The sequence below is a fragment of the Streptomyces sp. NPDC005402 genome (assembly GCF_040606575.1).
Lineage (GTDB): Bacteria > Actinomycetota > Actinomycetes > Streptomycetales > Streptomycetaceae > Streptomyces.
Genome location: NZ_JBEXFB010000033.1, coordinates 34,247 through 54,866, shown reverse-complemented (window position 1 = coordinate 54,866; position 20,620 = coordinate 34,247). Strand labels below are relative to the sequence as shown.

The 20,620-nt window shown below is 66.7% G+C and carries 13 protein-coding genes and 7 pseudogenes; 14 read left to right on the top strand and 6 right to left on the bottom strand.

Going from position 1 to position 20,620, the window contains the following annotated elements; all coding sequences use genetic code 11:
• Positions 1-543: 543 nt before the first annotated feature.
• The 10 genes and pseudogenes from ABZT02_RS40630 to ABZT02_RS40585 all read left to right on the top strand — a co-directional run.
• Positions 544-2,100 carry a class I adenylate-forming enzyme family protein gene (locus tag ABZT02_RS40630; protein WP_356027224.1) on the top strand — a complete coding sequence of 519 codons (1,557 nt, stop codon included), beginning with the start codon at positions 544-546 and terminating at the stop codon, positions 2,098-2,100.
• Positions 2,093-3,325: a type III PLP-dependent enzyme gene (locus ABZT02_RS40625; RefSeq protein WP_356027221.1), complete on the top strand. Its 1,233-nt coding sequence runs from the start codon at positions 2,093-2,095 to the stop codon at positions 3,323-3,325. The genes ABZT02_RS40630 and ABZT02_RS40625 overlap by 8 nt, the downstream gene beginning before the upstream one ends.
• Positions 3,326-3,407: 82 nt before the next feature.
• Positions 3,408-4,751, top strand: a complete 1,344-nt coding sequence (locus ABZT02_RS40620) for a condensation domain-containing protein (protein ID WP_356027219.1) — start codon at positions 3,408-3,410, stop codon at positions 4,749-4,751.
• A gap of 1,097 nt (positions 4,752-5,848) precedes the next feature.
• Positions 5,849-6,545 (top strand): annotated as a pseudogene (locus tag ABZT02_RS40615) (ATP-binding cassette domain-containing protein); the annotation flags it as partial.
• A gap of 130 nt (positions 6,546-6,675) precedes the next feature.
• Positions 6,676-6,948 (top strand): annotated as a pseudogene (locus ABZT02_RS40610) (transposase family protein); the annotation flags it as partial.
• Between the two features lie 17 nt (positions 6,949-6,965).
• Positions 6,966-7,563, top strand: a pseudogene (locus tag ABZT02_RS40605) (IS5 family transposase); the annotation flags it as partial.
• Positions 7,563-7,975: pseudogene (locus ABZT02_RS40600) on the top strand (ATP-binding protein); the annotation flags it as partial. The pseudogenes ABZT02_RS40605 and ABZT02_RS40600, both read left to right, overlap by 1 nt.
• Positions 7,976-8,145: 170 nt before the next feature.
• Complete coding sequence (locus ABZT02_RS40595; protein ID WP_356027216.1) at positions 8,146-9,831, top strand: proline--tRNA ligase; 1,686 nt, start codon at positions 8,146-8,148, stop codon at positions 9,829-9,831.
• A gap of 677 nt (positions 9,832-10,508) precedes the next feature.
• Positions 10,509-10,799, top strand: a pseudogene (locus ABZT02_RS40590) (IS256 family transposase); the annotation flags it as partial.
• A 111-nt stretch (positions 10,800-10,910) separates the two neighbouring features.
• Positions 10,911-11,090 (top strand): annotated as a pseudogene (locus tag ABZT02_RS40585) (IS110 family transposase); the annotation flags it as partial.
• A 58-nt stretch (positions 11,091-11,148) separates the two neighbouring features.
• Here ABZT02_RS40585 and ABZT02_RS40580 read toward each other — a convergent pair.
• Positions 11,149-11,346, bottom strand: a complete 198-nt coding sequence (locus tag ABZT02_RS40580; protein WP_356027271.1) for a transposase — start codon at positions 11,344-11,346, stop codon at positions 11,149-11,151.
• 120 nt (positions 11,347-11,466) lie between these two features.
• On the opposite strand from ABZT02_RS40580, the pseudogene ABZT02_RS40575 reads away from it, so the two are divergent.
• Positions 11,467-12,563 (top strand): annotated as a pseudogene (locus ABZT02_RS40575) (integrase core domain-containing protein).
• A gap of 70 nt (positions 12,564-12,633) precedes the next feature.
• On the opposite strand, the gene ABZT02_RS40570 reads toward ABZT02_RS40575, so the two are convergent.
• The 3 genes from ABZT02_RS40570 to ABZT02_RS40560 form a co-directional block, all read right to left on the bottom strand.
• Entirely contained in the window at positions 12,634-12,765 is a 132-nt protein-coding gene (locus tag ABZT02_RS40570) for a hypothetical protein (protein ID WP_356027214.1), read from the bottom strand.
• Between the two features lie 468 nt (positions 12,766-13,233).
• Complete coding sequence (locus ABZT02_RS40565) at positions 13,234-14,109, bottom strand: undecaprenyl-diphosphate phosphatase (RefSeq protein WP_356027211.1); 876 nt, start codon at positions 14,107-14,109, stop codon at positions 13,234-13,236.
• Positions 14,110-14,232: 123 nt separating this feature from the next.
• A complete protein-coding gene (locus tag ABZT02_RS40560; protein WP_356027209.1) occupies positions 14,233-14,703 on the bottom strand; it encodes a helix-turn-helix domain-containing protein in 471 nt (156 codons plus the stop codon).
• A gap of 124 nt (positions 14,704-14,827) precedes the next feature.
• Here ABZT02_RS40560 and ABZT02_RS40555 point away from each other — a divergent pair, with 124 nt between their 5' ends.
• Positions 14,828-15,997: a thiolase family protein gene (locus tag ABZT02_RS40555; RefSeq protein ID WP_356027206.1), complete on the top strand. Its 1,170-nt coding sequence runs from the start codon at positions 14,828-14,830 to the stop codon at positions 15,995-15,997.
• Positions 15,998-16,041: 44 nt separating this feature from the next.
• Here the strand turns inward: ABZT02_RS40555 and ABZT02_RS40550 are convergent, their stop codons facing one another.
• Complete coding sequence (locus tag ABZT02_RS40550) at positions 16,042-16,809, bottom strand: TVP38/TMEM64 family protein (protein WP_356027204.1); 768 nt, start codon at positions 16,807-16,809, stop codon at positions 16,042-16,044.
• A gap of 327 nt (positions 16,810-17,136) precedes the next feature.
• Between ABZT02_RS40550 and tuf the strand changes: the two genes are divergently transcribed.
• Together tuf and ABZT02_RS40540 are read left to right on the top strand one after the other, a co-directional pair.
• Positions 17,137-18,306, top strand: a complete 1,170-nt coding sequence (gene tuf / locus ABZT02_RS40545) for an elongation factor Tu (RefSeq protein WP_356027201.1) — start codon at positions 17,137-17,139, stop codon at positions 18,304-18,306.
• 99 nt (positions 18,307-18,405) lie between these two features.
• Positions 18,406-19,251 carry a fused MFS/spermidine synthase gene (locus ABZT02_RS40540; RefSeq protein WP_356027198.1) on the top strand — a complete coding sequence of 282 codons (846 nt, stop codon included), beginning with the start codon at positions 18,406-18,408 and terminating at the stop codon, positions 19,249-19,251.
• Here the strand turns inward: ABZT02_RS40540 and ABZT02_RS40535 are convergent.
• Positions 19,213-20,511 (bottom strand): MFS transporter, encoded by a 1,299-nt coding sequence (locus ABZT02_RS40535; protein ID WP_356027195.1) that lies wholly within the window; start codon positions 20,509-20,511, stop codon positions 19,213-19,215. The two genes, ABZT02_RS40540 and ABZT02_RS40535, sit on opposite strands and share 39 nt — an antisense overlap.
• Positions 20,512-20,620: the final 109 nt, after the last annotated feature.

Genomic DNA, 20,620 nt, shown 5'->3' with positions numbered 1-20,620 from the left:
GCGGTGCGCCTGCGGTCCGGGCGCCGACCCGGATGTTCTTCAAGCTGCAAAGACTGGCTGGTCATCTTCCACCTGCCGCCGTACGCGCCGGAGCTCAATCCGCAGGAAAAGCTGATCGACGAACCGACATCGCCTATTCAGCCTGAGCATAGTAAAGCACAAACGGGAATCCGAAGGGTATGCGGGATGCAAGCTGCATGCTCAACCCGTGCGTGCAGCGTCGACAGATTCGTGAAGGTTCTGCTTTGCGCTTGATCAACCAGCTTCCATCCGGGTAGCATGCAATGGACTGGAATTAGTTGGATACTTGAGCATCACAGGGGATAGACGGCCAGGCGGGAATTCGCTGGCATGTCGGAGTTAGACGGAAGTCAGCAGATCGATCTGTACAGCGGTCATGGCGTCGATGTCACGTCTGCCGTTCTCGCATGGCGAGTTCCTTCCCGGCGGAGTAAACCGTATCGGGTAACATTTTCGAGGAATCAGCCACATATTTCGGAGGGAAAACTCGCGCGTCCGGGCAGACGGGGAGAAAGGATAGTTGTGGCTGGGTGGGTAGGAGAGGAAGCGCTCCACGGAATTCTTGACACGGCGGCCGGACGGTTTCCGGGACTGCCCGCTGTGCGCGATGTAGACGGCCGCTGGACGTACCGGGAGCTGTCGGGGGCCACCCGCGCCGTCGCGGACTGGCTGAAGCAGCGCGGCGTGCGAGCCGGGGACCGAGTCGTGACCCGGCTGCCCGCGAGCCGCGCGTTCACCGCTCTGGTGTACGGAGTGTCCCGGGTGGGCGCCACCTTGGTCCCGCTCGCCCCTACGACGACCGCCCACCAACTTGCCCCAATCCTGAAGGAAACGGAGGCTTGCACACTAATCGCCTCCGGCGGACTGGGAGAGCTGCCGGGCTTCTGCCACACTGCCGACGCCGCTGAGCTGGCCGCCGCTGTGGAGACTGTGAGCACATACCGTTCCTCGGCCGCCGTACGTGATCGGTCGCCGAATCCGGAGGTTCCACGAGCGCCCGCCCTGATCATCTACACCTCGGGGACGACCTCCCGCCCGAAGGGCATCGTCTGCCCGCACGATCGGGTGCTCTTCGCCGCCCGCGCGATCGCACAGTGCCTTGAGTACCGCAGCCATGACATCGTCTTCTGCCGACTGCCGCTTTCCTTCGACTACGGCCTCTATCAGCTCTTCCTTTGCGCCTTGGCAGGTGCCGAGCTGGTCCTGGCTGATGAGGGCAGTGACGTCACAGTGCTGCGTCAGCTGCGCCGCTCTGATGCGACAGTCGTCCCCCTGGTCCCCTCGCTGGCAGCGATGCTTATCACGCTCGCCGCCCGGGAGCGCACCCAATCCGGCGCCGGCCGTGCCGTACACAACACGGTGCGACTGTTCACCAGCACCGGAGCGAAACTCCCCCCGCACCTCGCCCGCACATTGCGCGACACGTTTCCTGGAGCCCAAGTCTGCCCGATGTACGGCATCTCCGAATGCAAGCGCGTCTCCATACTCCCGCCGGACCAGGCCTCCCTGCGTCCCGAGTCGGTTGGGCGCCCGTTGCCCGGCACCACGGTGACCATCCTCGACTCCGACGGCATGGCCGTGCCGCCTCGCGTGGTAGGAGAGATTGTGGTTGACGGCCCCCACGTGATGGACGGGTATTGGCGCAGCTCTGGCGCGACTGCGCGGATGTTCCGGACCACGCCGGGCGTCCCGCGGTTCCGGCTCCACACCGGCGATTACGGGTACCTCGATGAGGAGGGATACCTCTACTTCTCCGGACGGCGTGACGAGATCTTCAAGCGACGTGGCGTGCGCATGAGCACACTGGAGATCGAGGCCGCTGCTCAGTCGGTGCCCGGAGTACGTGACGCGGTGGTGCTCGTCCCGGTAGACGAGAACGAACTCTCCTTGTTCGTGACCGGCACGGCACGGCCTGCCATGGTGCTTGCCGAACTCGCCGCCCGGCTGGGGCTGGCCCGAACCCCCACGCGCTGCATGGTGCTCGACACCATGCCTGTGACCGCGAACGGAAAAGCCGACCGGCAGGCCCTGCGTACCTTGCTCGACGCGGACGCCTCGGAAGCGGACTGGCATGCCTGACTTCGACGCCATAGCCGAGACGTACGGCACACCGGCATACGTGTACGACCTGGATCGGTTGGAGCAGGCATACGACGACCTCGTACGCACACTCCCCACGGGCTCTCTCATCTACTACTCCCTGAAGGCCAACCCACATCCCGCACTGGTGCGGCGCCTGGGCGGCCTCGGCGCCCGTCTTGAAGTCAGCTCCGCAGGCGAACTGGCTGCCGTCATCGCCGCCGGACAGTCTTCCCAAAACGTGCTGTACACCGGGCCAGGCAAGACTCCCGAAGAACTCGGCGGGGCACTGGCAGCGGGCGTACGTCTCTTTTCCGCCGAGTCCTTCGCGGACATTCGCCAGATCGGTGCTGCCGCCGAACGGCACAGTGTGCGCGTTGACTGCCTATTGCGGGTCAACGCGCCGGATGCGGTTGGCGGCAGCGGGCTCCGCATGACGGGCACTTCGTCTCAGTTCGGCCTCGACTATGAACAGTTGGTGGCCGAGTGGTCCGCCTTCCGGCCACCAACCACTGTCACAGTGCGGGGTTTCCACTTCTTCCCTCTGACCAATGCCCGCGACGAGGCGACACTGCTGGACGAGATGACCCAGAGCATCAGGTGCGCGGCACAGCTGTCCCATCAGCTCGGCATCCCGCTGGAATTACTCGACTTGGGCGGCGGTTTTGCCGCACCGTACGCGGTCCCCGGGGGCCGCCCGCAGTACGTGAGCCTGCGGGCGGGGCTGCAGAAGGCGCTCGAAAAGTGGCTTCCAGAGCGGGACAAGGGACGACCGTTCCTTGCCTTCGAGTCAGGGCGCTACCTAGTTGCCGACTGCGGGACCCTCCTGGCGTCCGTCATTGACGTCAAGGAGAGTAAGGGCCGCACCTTCGCGATCCTCGACGCCGGCATCAACGCACTTGGCGGGCTGTCCGCCACAGGTCGGCTGCTGCCGGTCAACGTCGGCCCGGAGTCCACCGGACAGCCGGGACCCACGTTCACCGCCGATCTGGTCGGGCCGCTGTGCACCCCACTGGATCGGCTGGGACGGCAAGTGAAACTCAATGGCCTGACACGAGGTGACGTCCTGCGCGTTCCGAACACCGGCGCGTACGGCTTGACCGCCAGCCTGCTCGGTTTCCTCAGCCGACCGGTCGCCACCGAAGTGGTTGTCTCGTCTGGACGCGTCGAAGGAATAAGCCGTCTGGCGCTTGTGAGGACGACCGAAGGAGAAATGCAGCAGTGAGGCTTCCCTGGGACGAATGCTTCTCTTTCGGGGAGACAGGTCACATAGTTACCTTTGCTGTTCAGAGCCGGGAGATGGAAAAATGGACAAAATAGTGATTCACTTCGAAGGTAAGCGCGGCGCGATCGCCCCCCTTACGTGGGCACAACGGAGGACTTGGCGAGGCTCCCGCCTCAAGTACCGGTCGTTCGCGTATGTCCAATCTATTCCGCCAGGGAAAAGTCTCCGCGAGGTCAGTGACGCTGCCAAATGGGCATTCGAGGAGTTTGAGTCCCTGAGAACGGTATTTCCGTTGGGGGCCGATGGCGATCCTCGCCAAAAGGTTGAAAAAGTCGGATCAGTGGAGATCCCGATAATTCAGGCCGGAGCGTCTGTCGAAACTGATATTCAAAGTGCAGTACAGCGCCTCAAGGCGGAACGCTTTGATATTGCAACCGAGCTCGGGGCCTTGTTCGCCATAGTGACGTGCGTAAACGTTCCAACGCATCTTATTTGTCTGGTTTCCCACCTTGCCGTCGATGGTCACGGTTGCAGGGCACTAGGAGTGGCGCTCGATAGCTACTTTTCCGGGGAGCGCGAATGGTCATCGACGCCTGGAATGCAGCCAGTGGACCGAGCGCAGCTAGAGCAATCGACGAGGTGGCAAGAAAAGAGCGCTCGCTCCCTCGAATACTGGAAGTCGGTACTAGAAAAGCTTCCACAAGACGGCGGTCGGGCAGCAGTAATGGATTCTTGCGCGCTGAGGGCTGCTGTTTCAGTCATCTCAAAGAAGTATGCAATGAGTGCATCCGCTGTCTACCTAGCCGCTGTTTCGGTGGTTTCCGGCGCACTCATCGGGCGGGACAAGTCCTCCTTTCTGTTGCCAGCATCCAATCGATTGAGCCAGGAAGAACGTTCATTCGTCGGGGAGCTTGTGCAATTTGCTCCTGGGGTGCTGGAATCGCTCAACATGCCTTTCGAGGCAATAGTTAAGGATGCTTGGAAAGCAAGCCTCAGGGGTTACGGATCCAGTCACTACGATGAGAAGGCTCTTCAAGTGATGCTCACGGACCTCGACGAAGGGAGAGAGTGTAAAAGAGCTTTCGACTTGTCATTCAATGACATGAGGGATTCCACGGAAGGGGAGACCTACGGTGGCGTAGTGGAAGAGATTCACGATCTCGCGAAACTGACGAAAATCGAATTGCGCGAACATGTATATCAAGGCGGAACTCGTTTCCTGTCTTTCGCCCTCCGGTGTGAGGTCAACGAAATACTCACGATCTCTGTTCACGACTCGTACTTCCCGCAGTTTCCTATACGGCGCATTTTGCTGGCAATTGAGGCTCTAGTGGTCGGAATAGCCATGGAGAATGCGGAGCCGCTTCATTACCCCATGCGATTCGTGAGAGCTTACCTGGCATCTCAAGAGGAGACAGTCAATTGAGAGTTGGAGGCGTCTCGGCGAAGTGAGAGACCCGAGGTTCCCCATGCAGATACCCGATCGCCGAGGGGAGTGTCAGTGGAGAAGATTGCACATAAGGGCGTAAGGCTGGGCGCGGCCGTGGGCGGCCGTCTCGCCGACCACCGTGCCGCCAGGCGGAGCGAGAGTCGATGACCGGAGAATCATCCGCCAGTCCGGGATGGGTTCGGCGCCTGTGGGCTCACATGCTCTGGCGCCGCAAGGCAATGGCGCTCTCACTGCTCGGTGCGGTACTCGGTAGCGTCTACATGATCACCATGCCCATGGTCGTACGGCAGATCGTCGATGGCGTCATCGTCAGCCATGGGTCGGCGTTGTGGCCGTGGCTGGCCTTGGTCCTAGCGGTCGGCGCCGCTATGGTCGGCTTTGAATGTCTCCGCCGTTTGTATGGTGCTCGCCTTGCCCTTGAAGTTGAGTTCGACCTGCGCAATGCCATGCACGGAGAACCGCGACCGCATTCCGACGGGTCAGCTCGTCGGACGAGCCAATTCCGATACTGCCCTGATCCAGGGGGCTGCTCAACTACTTCCCGTTCCTTAGCAGCGATGCCCTGCGGGTGGTGCTGTCGGTCGGGGTGATGCTCTTCCTGTCCCCATTGCTGGCCATCGTCAGTATCATTCATCGTGCCAATCGTGCTCGTGGTCTCCTACAGAATGCGCTGGAAGGTGTTCCCCGCCACTTGGGACGCCCAGCAGCGTGTAGGCGACGTCGTCCAGATCGTCGACGAGGACCTCAACGGGGTACGGTCCACCGAGATTCGGGTCTGCTGCCATGAGTCGAAGACCTGCGAAAGCTGTTCGACCGGTGAGAAGAATAGGCCGGTGTAGAGGATGAACGCGATCAGGTATCGCTGACCTCATGAAGAACAGCCTCACCCCAGACTCAGAGGACCCCGAGAAGACTGGTCAGCTGTCCGGTGAGGTGGTCATCGACGACGTGCACTTCTCCTACCCGACCAAGGCGATCCGGCGCGGATGCACCCCGGAACGCAGCGGCCCGCAAGACGTCCAGAGCCTTCAGCACGCCGGCGCCCTGGCGGCCAAGCCACGGAGGCGTCGCGCGGTATCAGCCTGCGCATTGCGCCCGGCGAGACGGTCGCGCTCGCTGGCGCAACAGGCGCGGGTAAGTCGACGACCATGAAGCTGGTGGCACGGTTCTACGATCCAGGCGACAGTGCCATCCGCGTCGATGGCCACGATCTCCGAACGCTCGACCTGCTGCCGTACCGGCGCCAGCTCGGATACGTGCCTCAAGAAGCGTTCCCGTTCACCGGGTCGGTTCGCGGCACATCGCCTACGGCCGGCCCGGCGCAAGCGACGCCGAGGTCGAGGCAGCGGCCCGGGCGGTTGGTGCCCACGACTTCATTGCCGGGCTGCCCGGCGGCTATCTGCACGAGCTGGCCGAACGTGGCCGATCCCTGTCGGCCGGGCAGCGTCAGCTCATCGCGCTGGCCAGGGCCGAACTGGCCGACCCCCTCTTGCTCTTGCTGGACGAGGCCACCTCCAACCTCGACCTCGCCGCAGGGGCCCGGTTGCAACGGCGATGCAGCGCGTCTCGCACGGCCGGACCACGATCGTGATCGCGCACCGCCTACAGACGGCCCGGACTGCGGATCGCATCGTCGTGCTCGATGGCGGCCGGATCATCGAGGTCGGGCCGCACGAGGAGTTGCTCGCCGAGGGCGGCAAGTACGCCGCGATGTGGCAAGCGTTCGAAACGGCCAGCCATGCCAAAGCGCGCACCGCGCTCGAAACGTAGGCCTTGCGTTTACTGAGCTCTTTCAGCGTGGCCACTGATCGGGTGATGGGATCGGTGCCCGCAACGCACGAGGCTCCCGTGCCGTTGGGGGAGGTGTTCGAAGTCTCAACCCTCAGGCACAGGAGCCGCGTTGGTGCCGTATTCTGCCGCACTCGACCTGCCCCATGCCCTGGTCGAGTGGGTCACCATGCTCATCGTCACTCTTGAGGGTGACCGCCGCTGCAAGTTCTCGCCGCACCAGCGTGCCCTGGTCGGCCTGGTGTACCTGCGCCGGCACGACACCCTCGCCCAGCTCGCGGTCGGGTTCGGTATCTCCGTCAGCACCGCCCACGCCTATACGACAGCAGTCGTCGACCTACTCGCGAACCACGCCCCCGGGCTCCTGCGGGCTCTCGCGAAGCGGCGGACGTTGGCCTCAACATGGGGCGAGGAACCTGGAGTTGGATCGTTCCGGACGGGCTGTGGGAGATTGTGAAGCCGTTGATCCCTCCGTCCGGGGTGCGGTCGCAGGGCGGCGGAACGCAGGACACGCCTCATGAGACGTTGTTTGCGGCGATCGTCTACGTCCTGGTGAGCGGGTGCGACTGGCGCGCCTTGCCGCCGTGCTTCGGGATATCGAAGTCGACGGCACACCGACGGTTCCTGATCTGGTCCAGAGCCGGTGCCTGGGGCCGACTGCACGAGGCCGTACTGCACCGACTGGACGACGCCGGCCTCGTCGACGCCACCCGCGTCGCCCTGGACACCGCGCACGTCCGCGCTAAAAGGGGGCGAACACACAGGTCCGCGCCCCCTGGACCAGGGCAAGCCGGATTCCAAGATGCACATCCTGTCGGACGCGAACGGCCTGCTCCTCATCGTCGGTGTCTCGGCCGGCAACGTCCACGACAGCGAAGGGCTGAAGCCCATGGTCGAGGGCCCACCAAACGTACACGACCCGTACCGCGGCCACTAGTTCAAGCCGCAGCGGCTGCACGCGGACAAGGCGTACGACGTTCTCCACCTGCGGAGATGGCTAACTGCGACGCCAATGCCAACATCGAAGCCGCCGTCGTGCACACCCTTGCCACCTGCGAGTGGGTGAAGAAGGGGCAGCCGCTCTGCCTGATCGTCGACTCCGCACCGGCAAGTCACACCTGCTGATCGCGCGCACCGAGGCCGAGATGGCAGACTTCCGCGGGAAGTACACCCTGGCAACCAAGCCCGTCAACGAACTAGTCGAAGCCGCGGACGAGAAGCAGCTGACCAAGACGATCGCCCGCTACGGACGTGTCGATCTTTCATGCATCGACGAACTCAGCTACATGAACTCCACAAGCACGGTGTCGAACTGTTGTTCCAGGTTCTGGCCGCGCGGGAGGAAAAGCACAGTGTCGGCATCGCCTCCAACGAAGCCTTCGGCGGCTGGACCCAAGACGTTCACCGATCCCTAGCTCTGCACGGCTATCAGCGACCGGCTGACCTTCAACAAACCGTTAGGAATCGTTACCGAGAAGGATCCACTATAACGTTAGGCCGCCACTAGCGACTCCAGACCGCCGTGGAGGTTTGCGGACCCGGTATCCTCATGCGATCCGCACCGTAAACCTGGAGAGCTGTCATGGTCCTGCGTATGTCCCGGCTGATGCTCAAGACGTTGCCTGATGACCCGGCTGGTGCCGAGACCGCGAGCCACAAGCTCCTGGTCCGCGCTGGGTATGTCCGGCGTTCAGCAGCCGGGCTCTGGACCTGGCTGCCGATCGGCAAGAAGGTACTGGAGAATTTGACCCGGATCGTACGCGAGGAAATGGACGCCATCGGCGGGCAGGAGATGCTGGCGCCCGCGCTGGTGCCGCGCGAACCCTACCAGCTCACGGGCCGTTGGGACGAGTACGGTGATCAAATCTTCCGGCTCAAAGACCGCAGGGGTGGAGATTATCTGCTTGCCCCGACGCTCGAGGAGATCTTCACTCAGGCGGTTAAAGACCAGTGCACGTCCTACAAGGACCTGCCGTTGATCCTCTATCAGATCGGGAACAAGTACCGCGACGAGGCGCGTCCCAGGTCGGGTGTGCTGCGCGGCCGTGAGTTCCAGATGAAGGACTCGTACTCCTTCGACACGACCGACGAGGGCCTGGCGGAGTCGTACCGGCTGCACCGCGAGGCGTACATCCGCATCTTCGAACGGCTCGGTTTCGACTTCCGGATCGTGTCCGCGGTGTCTGGGGCCATGGGCGGCTCGGCGTCGGAGGAGTTCATCGCCCCGGCAGAGGCGGGCGAGGACACCTTCGCGGACTGCCCGACGTGCGGCTACGCGGCCAACACAGAGAAGGTGACGGTCGGTAAGATCCTGGTCGAGGATGGTGACCACCCGCCTCTGGAGGAAGTGGACACCCCGGATACGGCGACTATCGAGGCTCTGGTCGAGGTTCTGGGTGTGTCGGCGTCGGCGACGCTGAAGAACCTCCTGGTGAAGGTGGATGGCGAGATTACGGCTGTCGGCGTGCCGGGCGACAGGGAAGTCGACCTGGGTAAGCTGGGCGAACACCTCTCCCCGGCGATCGTCGAGCTGGTCACCGCAGAGGACCTCGCCGAGCGGCCGGACCTCGTACCCGGTTATGTCGGGCCGCAAGGACTGGACATCCGCTATATTGCCGACCCCCGGATCGCGACCGGCACGGCGTGGGTGACCGGCGCGAACAAGGAAGGCGTTCACGCCCGCAACGTCGTCGCCGGGCGGGACTTCGAGGTCGACGAATATCTGGACGTCGTCGTCGTCCAGCCTGGCGACCCGTGCCCGAACTGTGGCTCCGGACTCCGGCTCGGCCGGGCCATCGAGATTGGCCACATCTTCCAGTTGGGACGCAAGTACGCCGACGCTTTCGAGCTGGACCTGCTCGGTCAGAACGGTAAACCGGCCCGGGTCACCATGGGCTGCTACGGCATCGGCCTCTCCAGGGGCGTCGCCGCCCTCGCGGAGCAGACCCACGACGAACACGGACTGTGCTGGCCGCGTGAGATTGCTCCGGCTGATGTCCATGTCGTCTCGGCGGGAAAAGCGTTGCAGAGCGAGCTGGCGCTCACCATCGCCCAGAAACTGGACGCGGCAGGCGTGCGGGTGCTGTTGGACGACCGGGTCGGAATCTCCTCTGGGTCCAAGTTCGCCGACGCCGACCTCCTCGGGGTGCCGACCATCCTCATCGTGGGACGGGGAGCCGCGGACGGCGTCGTCGAACTGAAGGACCGCCGTTCCGGTGAGCGGGAGGAACTCACGGTAGACAACGCCGTGGCGCGACTCTCCGCGTGACCGGCAGGGAAATCCGTCTCGTAGGAACCGCGCACTCCATGGCGGTCAGCGGATCCTCGCCGACGAGGTAGTGGCCGCTCTCTGCGGCCTGGACGCTGCCGCCTCGGCCCGCATGGAGTTCACGGCGCGCTTCTCCAAGCGCTCTTCCGGGGACACTCAGAACCTTCCCGTCGTCTCCCTGAAAGACCACGCCGAGGACACGCTGGGGGCGCTGATCAGCCGCACGCTGGACTTCGCGCCCAGCACTTCGCCGTGCGCCGCGTGGCACGGAGGCTTCTGTTCAGTAGACCCTCAGCGAAGTCGTGAGCGCGGTCGGGGCACTCGAAGATGCCGAGTTCTACCTCAAGGCAGGCGGCAAGGTCGCCCGCATCGACACCTGACGCTTGGGCGCGGCGCCGACTCACCTACGTGAGTCGGCGCCGTTCTGTTTGCCGATCAAGTGATCAAGGCGCGATGTATTTAAAACCCGAAATGCGATAGGCTATGTTGATCTTGTAGCCTCTGACGCGGCCAGTTCTGGATGCCCTACCCGACCATTGTGGGAATCGGCCAGAGAACCGTCGTTGAGCAATACTCAAGACCCGGAGATCAGCCCTGGGAGGGACGCGGAAAGCGTACCTTCCCCATTGATCCTGTGATGGTTACCGAGTAGGCCCGCGTTCGCAGCGAGGGTCGGGCTGGTGGTCCGCAACGGCTACCACCAGCCGCGGACCGTGGTCACCGCCGCCGGGCAGGTGGAGGTGAAGGCGCCGCAGGTGAACGGCCGCCGCATCGATGAGAAGACCGGGGAGCGCAGGCGGTTCTCCTCCGAGATCCTGCCGTCCTGGTGCCGCAAGTCGCCGAAGAGCTCCGAGGTGCTGCCACTGCTGTATCTGCACGGCCTGTCGTCCGGGGACTTCGTTCCGGCGCTGGAGCAGTTCCTCGGTGGCGCGGCGGGCGTGTGCGCGGTGACCGTGACGCGGCTGACGAAGTAGTGGCTGACCGCGACTACGTGTATGTGTGCCGACGGCGTGCACCCAAGGCCCGGCTCGGTATTCGGCAGTAGTGGGTTCTGGCACAGATCTTGGAGAGCGGTCGGGGAGTCCTCTCCCGGAGCGGATGCCCACTACCGGCGCCGACGCGAGCAAGGGGACTGGCACGCGGCAGCCCAACGTCACCTGTTCAACCGCATGATCGGCCAGCTCTACCAGTGTCTTCAGGCAGTCGAACTGTTCGGCGAACACATCGCCTTTCCCTCCGAACTGGCCGCAGCAGCTTGACGACTTGGCATCGTGAGATGTCTATACGGTCAGCACTAGAGATCTTTAACAGCTGACGTTACGGCGATTGGAGGTCGAGACCGGTCTTGGCGATGAGGCCCTCGATGAGGCGGGGGCGATACTGCATCCGTTTCAGCCGCGTCTTCACCAGCGCGGTGAGCTGGTCGAGGCTGTGTTCGGTGAGGTTGGCCAGCGACCTCTTCAGGTGCGACCACAGGCCCTCGACGGGGTTGAGCTCGGGAGCGTACGGCGGCAGCTGATAGTGCCCTTGCCGAATGCCTCGTCCACGCAGGTGGGATCAGGTTTGGGCGTTGGCCGAGGCCCATCGAGTCGCCGGTATCGCGTGGCGCCGGTTGGCGCGGCATGATGATCGGTCGTGCTGCTGAGACTGGCGTACCTGGGTGTGACGAACGCGTTCGCGATGCTGCGACTGTTGCCGGTGAGTGACCGGGAGAAAGATGTCGAGATCCTCGCTCTGCGCCACCAGATCGGCGTTCTGGAACGGCAGCTGAACGGGCAGCAGGTCCGGTTCCACGCGAGCGACCGGGCGTTTTTGGCGTCGCTCCTCCATGGCCTGCTACGGGAAGTGCTGCGCCGGATGCGGCTGCTGGTGCGGCCGGACACGGTACTGCGCTGGCACCGCAACGTCATCGCCCGCCGACACGCTTCCCAGTCCCGGCCGAAGCGCGGAGGCCGGCCCCGCACCGTGCACTCGATCCGGGCGCTGGTGCTGCGCCTGGCCAGGGAAAATCCAAGTTGGGGCTATCGGCGCCTGCACGGTGAGCTGCTCGTACTCGGGGTGAAGGTGGCAGCATCCACGGTCTGGGAAATCTTGAAGGAGGCCGGCGTCGACCCGGCGCCCGAGCGGGCCTCCAGCACTTGGGCGGACTTCCTGCGCTCCCAGGCCGACGCGCTCCTGGCGTGCGATTTCTTCGAGGCCGTCACTCTGTCCGGGGCCCGCTTGTACGTGTTCGCGGTGATCGAGCACGCGAGCCGCCGGATCCGGATCCTGGGCGCGACCGCGCACCCGACCGCGTCCTGGGTGGTCCAGGCTGCGAAGAATCTCGTCATGGACCTCGAGGACGCCGGCTGCCGGGCTCGCTATCTGATCAGGGATCGGGACGGGAAGTTCCCACGGCCGTTCGACGAGGTGCTCAAGGACGCGGGTATCGAGGTGGTGCTCAGCGCGTCCGGATGCCGCGCATGAACTCGATCATGGAGCGCTGGGTGCAGACCTGCAGGCGAGAGCTGCTAGACCGTACGTTGATCTGGAACCAGCGCCATTTCCTGCACGCCCTGCGCGAGTTCGAGGCGTTCTATGACGAGCACCGGCCGCACCAGGGTCTTGCGAATGCCTGCCCTCTCCACTCGCTGCCCGCTCCGATCGAGGACCCGGACCGGATCGCCCATCTGGACATACGACGGCGAGCGCGACTCGGCGGCACCCTCCACGAGTATCAACATGCCGCCTGACCAGCATGGAGGAGGTATTCGGCAAGCGCACCTTCACGGCGCACTCGGCGCCAACCCGCGGAAGGGCGTCTCACGCGTGGGGTGTGCCGAAGGAGTTCGCGGACGTCATCGTGACGGCCATGGTCGCCCTGGACGCCGTGAGCGGGGACAGCGCGGCGGTGGTGGAGCACCAGCTCCAGGGCCGCGCGCCGGATGAGATCACCGGCGGCTGGGGACATCCAGCTCCAGGTCCTCGCGATCAACGGGGGCATGGGGGAAGTCGCCATCGCGGTGTACGGGGCACGGGTCCGCACAGTGAGCCAGGCGAGGTGACGCACACGTGGGAGGACATGGAAGCGCGCCTCGGCTGGCTCATCCTCACGGCCGCCGCGCTGGACAACCTCACCGGTGCTACCTGGGACACGGTGGATGAGCGGGTGCGTTTCCTCGCGGCGAGGGTCGCGGCCTGGGCTGGACATGAACCTCAGCTGACCCGCTCTACCCTCTGTGCGGAAGGGCCCGCACGGCAGTGCGGGCCCTTCCGCGTCATCCCCTACTTTGCGGACGCACACGCCCTAGGGGGCGTGTGCGTCCCGCCTCCCAGGTGGGAGACGAGTGGGAGATGATCATGGCGGGGTGCTGCAATCAGGCGCTAGGAAATGCTAGACAGCGCTACCTGTGCGGCCCTGGTTCAGCCCGCCGACTCCGCCGCGTGGGGGCTCAACACACCCACACTGACCAGCACAATCACTGCGATACCGAGGGCGATGCGGTACCAGACGAACGGCATGAAGCTCTTGGTCGAGATGAACTTCATGAACCACGCGATGACGGCGTAACCGACGACGAAGGCGATCACCGTGGCGAAGATCGTGGGGCCCCAGGAGACGTGGTCGCTCTCCAGCGCGTCCTTCAACTCGAAGAGTCCCGAGGCCAGTACGGCCGGGATGGCGAGGAGGAAGGAGTAGCGGGCCGCGGACTCGCGCTTGTAGCCCATGAAGAGGCCGCCGCTGATGGTGGCGCCGGAGCGGGAGACGCCGGGGACGAGGGCCATGGACTGGCAGAGGCCGAAGATCAGGCCGTCCTTGACACCGAGGTCCTCAAGTCCCTTGCGCTGCTTGGGTGCGCGATGCCGCCCGCCGGTCTCGTCGCGTGCCGCCAGGCGGTCGGCGACGCCGATGACGATGCCGACGACGATCAGCATCGTGGCGGTGATGCGCAGATCGCGGAACGGCCCCTCGATCTGGTCCTTGAACAACAGCCCCAGCACACCGATCGGGATCGAGCCGACGATCACCAGCCAGCCCATCTGGGCGTCGTGATCGCGGCGCAGTTCCTTGTTCCCGAGAGAACGGGTCCACGTCGAGATGATCCGCCCGATGTCCTTGCGGAAGTAGATCAGCACGGCGGCCTCGGTGCCGATCTGGGTGATCGCGGTGAAGGCCGCCCCGGGGTCCTTCCAGCCCGAGAAGGCCGCGGTCAGGCGCAGATGCGCGCTGGAGGAGACGGGAAGGAACTCGGTCAGCCCCTGGACGAGTCCGAGGATGAGTGATTCGAACCAAGACATGAAGTTACGGCGTCCAAGTGCTGGTCGTGTGACGGGAGTCGGGCGCGCCACATCACCGGGCGCGGTGATCGGGGTGCGAGGGCAGCGTAACGCCCCGCGGTGACGGCGCGGCCACAGGGGCGGTCAGGCTGCCGTCGGTCCGGTCACCGTCCAGCCGGGGGTCTGGGGGTGAGCTGTCAGGTCCTCGTGGCGGACCATGCCCCCACAGGCGGTGCAGGTGACGACGGGCAGCAGTTCGTTGCCGCAGCTGTGCTCGACGACCATGGGCCGGTCGTCGTCCTCGCGCAGGTGCCGGTCGCCCCAGGCCATGAGCGTCAGCAGCAACGGTTCCAGTTCGAGCCCCGCTTGAGTGGGCCGGTACTCGAAGCGCTGCGGTCGCTCGCTGTAGACCCGCTTGGTCAGGATCCCGGCGTCGACGAGCCGGCGCAGCCGGGTGGCCAGGATGTCCCGCGGGGCGCCGATGTTGCGCACGAGCTGGTCGAACCGGCCGTTCCCCATGCAGACCTCCCGCAGCACGAGCAGGGAGTGCTTCTCGCCGACGAGCGCCAGGGCGTCGGCGATGGAGCAGGGGCGCGGGTCTCGGGTGGCGGCCATGATCCCCAGTGTAGGTGAGAGTTTGGTTCTCCAACTTAAGGGTTTGATTTTCCAACCCGCAAGGTTATGGTGAGTTTGGATTTCCTACTCACCAGTAGTCGCCGCACAGATGGAGGCCCGCACCATGCGTGACGCAGTCATCGTCGAAGCCGTACGCACCCCCGTAGGCAAGGGCAAGCCGAACGGCGCCCTCGCGCACGTGCACCCCGTCGAACTCCTCGCCCACACCCTGCGCACCCTCGTGGAGCGCTCCGGCGTCGACCCGGCGCTCATCGACGACGTCATCGGCGGAACCGTCGACCAGGTCGGCGAGCAGGCCATGAACACCACCCGGTACGCGGCCCTGTCGGCCGGCTTCCCGGAGACGGTCCCGGCGACCACCGTGGACCGTCAGTGCGGTTCCTCCCAGCAGGCCGTGCACTTCGCCGCGCAGGGGGTGATCGCGGGCGCGTACGACATCGTCGTCGCCTGCGGGGTCGAGTCGATGAGCCGCGTGCCGATGTGGTCGAACGTCCCCGAGGGCAAGGACCCCTTCGGCCCCGGGGTCGCCGCACGCTACAAGGAGGGCCTGGTCCCGCAGGGCATCAGCGCCGAGCTCATCGCCGCCAAGTGGTCGATCGGCCGGGAGCAGATGGACGCGTTCGCCGTCTCCTCGCACCAGAAGGCCGCAGCGGCCTGGGAGAAGGGCCTCTTCGACGCCGAGGTGGCGCCCCTGGAGGGCGTCTCGCGCGACGAGTGCGTACGCCCGGGCAGCAACGCCGACATCCTCGCCGGCCTCAAGCCCGCCTACTACGACCCCGACTTCGCCGAACGCTTCCCCCAGATCGAGTGGAACGTCACGGCGGGCAACGCCAGCCCGATCAACGACGGCGCCTCGGCCGTCCTCATCATGTCGAGCGAGACAGCGGAACGCCTGGGCCTGCGCCCCCTGGCCCGCCTGCACAGCTTCGCCGTCACCGGCTCCGACCCCGTCCTCATGCTCACCGGAGTCATCCCGGCCACGGAGCGGGTCCTGCGCCGGGCAGGTCTCACCCTCGACGACATCGACCTCTTCGAGGTCAACGAGGCGTTCTCCAGCGTGGTCCTGGCCTGGCAGCAGGAGACGGGCGCGGATCCGGCCAAGGTCAACGTCCACGGGGGCGCGATCGCGATAGGCCACCCCCTGGGGGCCAGCGGCACCCGTCTGACGACGACGTTGGTGCACGCGATGCGGGAACGCGGGGCCCGTTACGCCCTGCAGACGATGTGCGAGGCGGGAGGACTGGCCAACGCGATGATTCTGGAAAGGGTGTGACGAGCGCCCGTTCGGGGCGCGCCCGGCCACACCCGATCAGGTGCTCAGCGGCGTCGCAGTTGATGCCGCTTGCGCCACGCCACCACCGCCCCCGCCAATCCCGGCAGGGCGATCGCGCCCATGGCGATCAGGAACGCCGGCGACGTGGGCGCTGAAGCGCGCGCCCCGGCGACCACGTACGCGGCGGTGTTCGGGATCGACCCGAGCGCCGTCGCGACGAGGAACGGGACATACCCCATACGGGAGACCGCGGCGCAGTAGTTCGCCGCGGCGAACGGCACCCCGGGAAACAGCCGCGCCGCCAGCATCGAGCGGAACCCGTGCCGGCTCAACTGCCCGTCCGCCGCCTTCAGCCACCGCCCCCGCAGCAGCGGCCGCAGCGCGTCCTGACCGAGCACCCGGCCCAGACCGAAGGCGATCCCGGCCCCGAGCACCGTGCCGGCGAGGGCGGAGGCGAGCCCGAGCTGCGAGCCGAACAGCGCGCCCGCGGCGAGATTCAGCAGCGGCCGCGGCACGAACGCCACCGTGCACAGCCCGTACGCCACCCCGAACACGACCGCAGCCGCGAACCCGCCGAGCTGGGGCGGCCAGCCGTCCGAGAGCAGTCTCTGCGGCTCGAAGAGCAGGACCGTGGACGCGGCGCCCGCGAGCAGCGCGACGAGCAGGGAGAGCCGGAACCACGGCGACAGCAGCACTCTCGTGCAGCGGGCGCTGAGACGCACCGGAGCGGGGACGGGGAGAGTGAACTCCGTGGCGATGGCCGGGGGAGTGGCCGTGGCGGTGCCCCCAGAGCGGGTGGTGGCATCGAGCATCCAGTGACGGTAACCGACACGGAGGTGTGATCGCCGTACGGATGCCGTCGGTTGTGTGCACGGGCCGCGGCGGGCGGCGACAAAAAACCGTTCGACGTGGGACGACGCGTCGGACATGATCTGCGTCATGTTCCGGTACGCCTTCGCTCTCGCAGCATCCGCAGTCGCGGATGCGCCGAAGGCTGCCGTTCCCGTCTTCCTGGCCGCCGCAGACGGCGCCCGAAGCTGACCCTTCCCGGATCGTCCGGCGGACCCCGCAGGGGGAGGGTCGGCGAGTCCTTGGGGTCCCGTTCTTCCGCGAACACGAAGAGGCTTCGAGGTACAGCCATGTCCAAAACCGCTTACGTGCGCACCAAGCCGCACCTGAACATCGGCACCATGGGTCACGTCGACCACGGCAAGACCACCCTGACCGCCGCCATCACCAAGGTCCTGTCCGAGCGCGGCAGCGGCACGTTCGTGCCGTTCGACCGCATCGACCGCGCTCCGGAGGAGGCCGCGCGCGGGATCACCATCAACATCGCGCACGTCGAGTACGAGACCGACACCCGGCACTACGCGCACGTGGACATGCCGGGGCACGCCGACTACGTCAAGAACATGGTCACCGGGGCCGCGCAGCTCGACGGGGCGATCCTCGTCGTCTCCGCGCTCGACGGGATCATGCCGCAGACCGCCGAACACGTGCTGCTCGCGCGGCAGGTGGGCGTGGACCACGTGGTGGTCGCCCTCAACAAGGCGGACGCGGCCGACGAGGAACTGGTCGAGCTCGTCGAACTGGAGGTCCGTGAGCTGCTCACCGCGCACGGCTACGGCGGCGACGCCGTGCCCGTCGTACGGGTCTCGGGGCTCAAGGCCCTGGAGGGGGACCCGCGCTGGACGGCGTCGATCGAGGCGCTGCTCGACGCGGTGGACACGTACGTGCCCATCCCCGAGCGGTATCTGGACGCGCCGTTCCTGATGCCCGTCGAGAACGTGCTGACCATCACCGGCCGGGGGACCGTGGTGACCGGCGCGGTCGAGCGGGGCACCGTGCGGGTGGGCGACCGGGTCGACGTGCTCGGGGCCGACGTGGACACGGTGGTGACCGGCGTCGAGACCTTCGGCAAGCCGATGGACGAGGCGCAGGCGGGAGACAACGTGGCCCTGCTGCTGCGCGGTGTCCCCCGGGACGCGGTCCGGCGGGGCCATGTCGTGGCCGCGCCCGGCAGTGTGGTGCCGAGCCGTCGCTTCACCGCGCAGGTGTATGTGCTCTCGGCGCGGGAGGGCGGGCGTACGACGCCGGTCTCCACCGGGTACCGGCCGCAGTTCTACATCCGTACGGCGGATGTCGTGGGGGACGTCGACCTCGGTGAGGTCGCCGTCGCGCGGCCGGGGGAGAAGGTCGTCATGACCGTGGAGCTGGGTCGGGACGTGCCTCTCGAGGCCGGGCTCGGGTTCGCCATCCGTGAGGGCGGGCGGACCGTGGGGGCGGGGACCGTGACAGCCGTTTCGTAGGGGTGGCTGATGTACGCGGGGGACTGCGGGCCGGTCGTGGCTGGTCGCGCGGTTCCCCGCGCCCCTGACGGGGCGTTCTGCGCCAGGCACAATTGGCAGGTGACCGAGTCCATCCCCGTAGCCCGTCCCGTTGATCACGGGTTCGCCAAGCTGATGCCCGATGTCGACCGGGAGCGGGCCTGGTTGCTGACCGTGGACGGGGCTCCGCAGTCGTACGTCGATCTGGACGAGCCGACGCATCTGGAGTTCGAGTACGCGCGGCGGCTCGGGCACGTCCTGGACTGCGCAGGGGAGCCGGGGCGGCCGCTGGACGTCGTACATCTCGGTGGGGGTGCTCTGACGTTGCCGCGGTATCTGGAAGCCACCCGGCCGGGCTCCCGGCAGGACGTCGTCGAGGCCGACCGGGCGCTGCTGGAGCTGGTCGTCGAGCAGCTGCCGCTTCCGGAGGGGGCGGGGATCGCGTTGCACGCGGCCGATGCGCGGGGATGGCTGGAGAACGCCCCGGCGGACTCCGCCGATGTGCTGGTCGCCGACGTCTTCGGAGGGTCGCGGGTTCCGGCGCATCTGACGTCCTTGGAGTACGCCCGCGAGGCCGCGCGGGTGCTCCGCGGCGACGGGGTCTATCTCGCGAACCTCGCCGACGCGGCGCCCTTCGCCTTTCTGCGGTCCCAACTCGCCAACTTCGCCGAGCTGTTCAAGGAGCTCGTCCTGATCGCCGAACCGGGGGTCCTGCGCGGGCGGCGGTTCGGGAACGCCGTGCTCGTCGCCGCGCGCCGGCCTCTCGACACGGCGACCCTGACCCGGCGTACGGCGGCCGACGCCTTCCCCGCGCGGGTCGAACACGGCGCCGGGCTGCGGAAGTTCATCGGTGCGGCGCGGCCGGTGCGGGACACGGACGCCGTGGCGTCACCCGAGCCCCCCGACGGGGCGTTCGGCATCGGCTGAGTCGGTCGCGGCGACCTGGGCGACCTGCCTGGTGTTCCGGCGCAGATTGCGGACGTCCGGTACGCACAGGACCCCGGCCGTGACCGCGACGATCAGGCCCGAGCAGCCCCACAGGGCGGCGGCGCGTCCGAACGCCGACTCCGCCGGACCCGCCAGCGCCGCCGCGAGCGGCATGAGGGCGACCGAGCCGAACCAGTCGTAGGCCGAGACCCGGGAGAGCTTGTCCTCCGGTATCTCCTGGTGCAGGGCGGTCATCCAGGAGACGCCGAAGACCTCGACGGTCGCGCCGGCCACGAACATCGCCGTGCACAGCAGGGGCACCGGCACCGGGACGGCGAGTGCGGCGGACGGCAGGGCCATCGGGAACACGCACAAGATGCCCACGAACAGCAGCCGGTGCGGTTTCCAGCGGACCATGAGAAGCGCGCCGACGACCGTGCCCGCGCCGAAGAAGCCGAGCGCCACGCCCCAGGGGCCCGCGCCGCCCAGGTCGTCGCGGGCGACGAGCGGGCCGTAGACCGCGTCGGCGGCGCCCAGCACCGCGTTGGCGACGGAGAACTGGACGACGATGCCCCACAGCCACGGCCTGCCCGCGACCTCCCGCCAGCCGTCGCGCAGGTCGGCGAGCATGCCGGCACCCGGTTCCCGGGCCGGGATGTGACCGACGTCGAGCAAGGCGCGCAGCGAACCGGCGACCGCGAACGCGGCGGCGTCCGCCGCGAGCACCCAGCCGGGGCCCACCGCGGCGACGAGCGCACCGCCGAGCGCGGCACCGCCCAGCGCCGCGCCCTGCATCGCCATCCGGAACACCGCGAAGGCCCGGCCGGCCTGTTCGCCGCTCACCGAGGACAGCAGCATGCCCTCGGCGGCCGGGCTGAAGAACGCGTGGCCCGTTCCGCCGAGCGCGGTCAGCAGCATCATCTGCCACAACCGGGGCTCGCCGGTCAGGACGAGGAGGGCGAACGCGCCCTGCGAGAGGCAGTTGAGGGTGTTGGCCGCGACCATCACGCGGTGCCGGGGCAGCCGGTCCGCCACCGCGCCGCCGATCAGCAGGAACACCACCAGGGGGAGGGTGCGGGCGGCGGCCACCAGGCCCACGTCACCGCTGTCGCCGCCCGCCTCCAGCACGGCGAACGCGGCGGCGATCAGGGCGCCGTTGCTGCCGAGGTTGGTCACGAACGCGGCGGCGGTCAGCAGGCCGTAGTTGCGGCTCGCCCAGGCGGGTCTGCGGGCGCGGGAGAAGTCGGCGGAGGGGGTCACCGGCCGACTATCGCCGCCCGGGTGCGGCCTTGCCAAACGTTTTGCAGGCCGGATCCGGGGTGCGCTCGCCGGCGTCGGCTGTGTCTGCGCTGCGTCTCCGTTTGCGTCT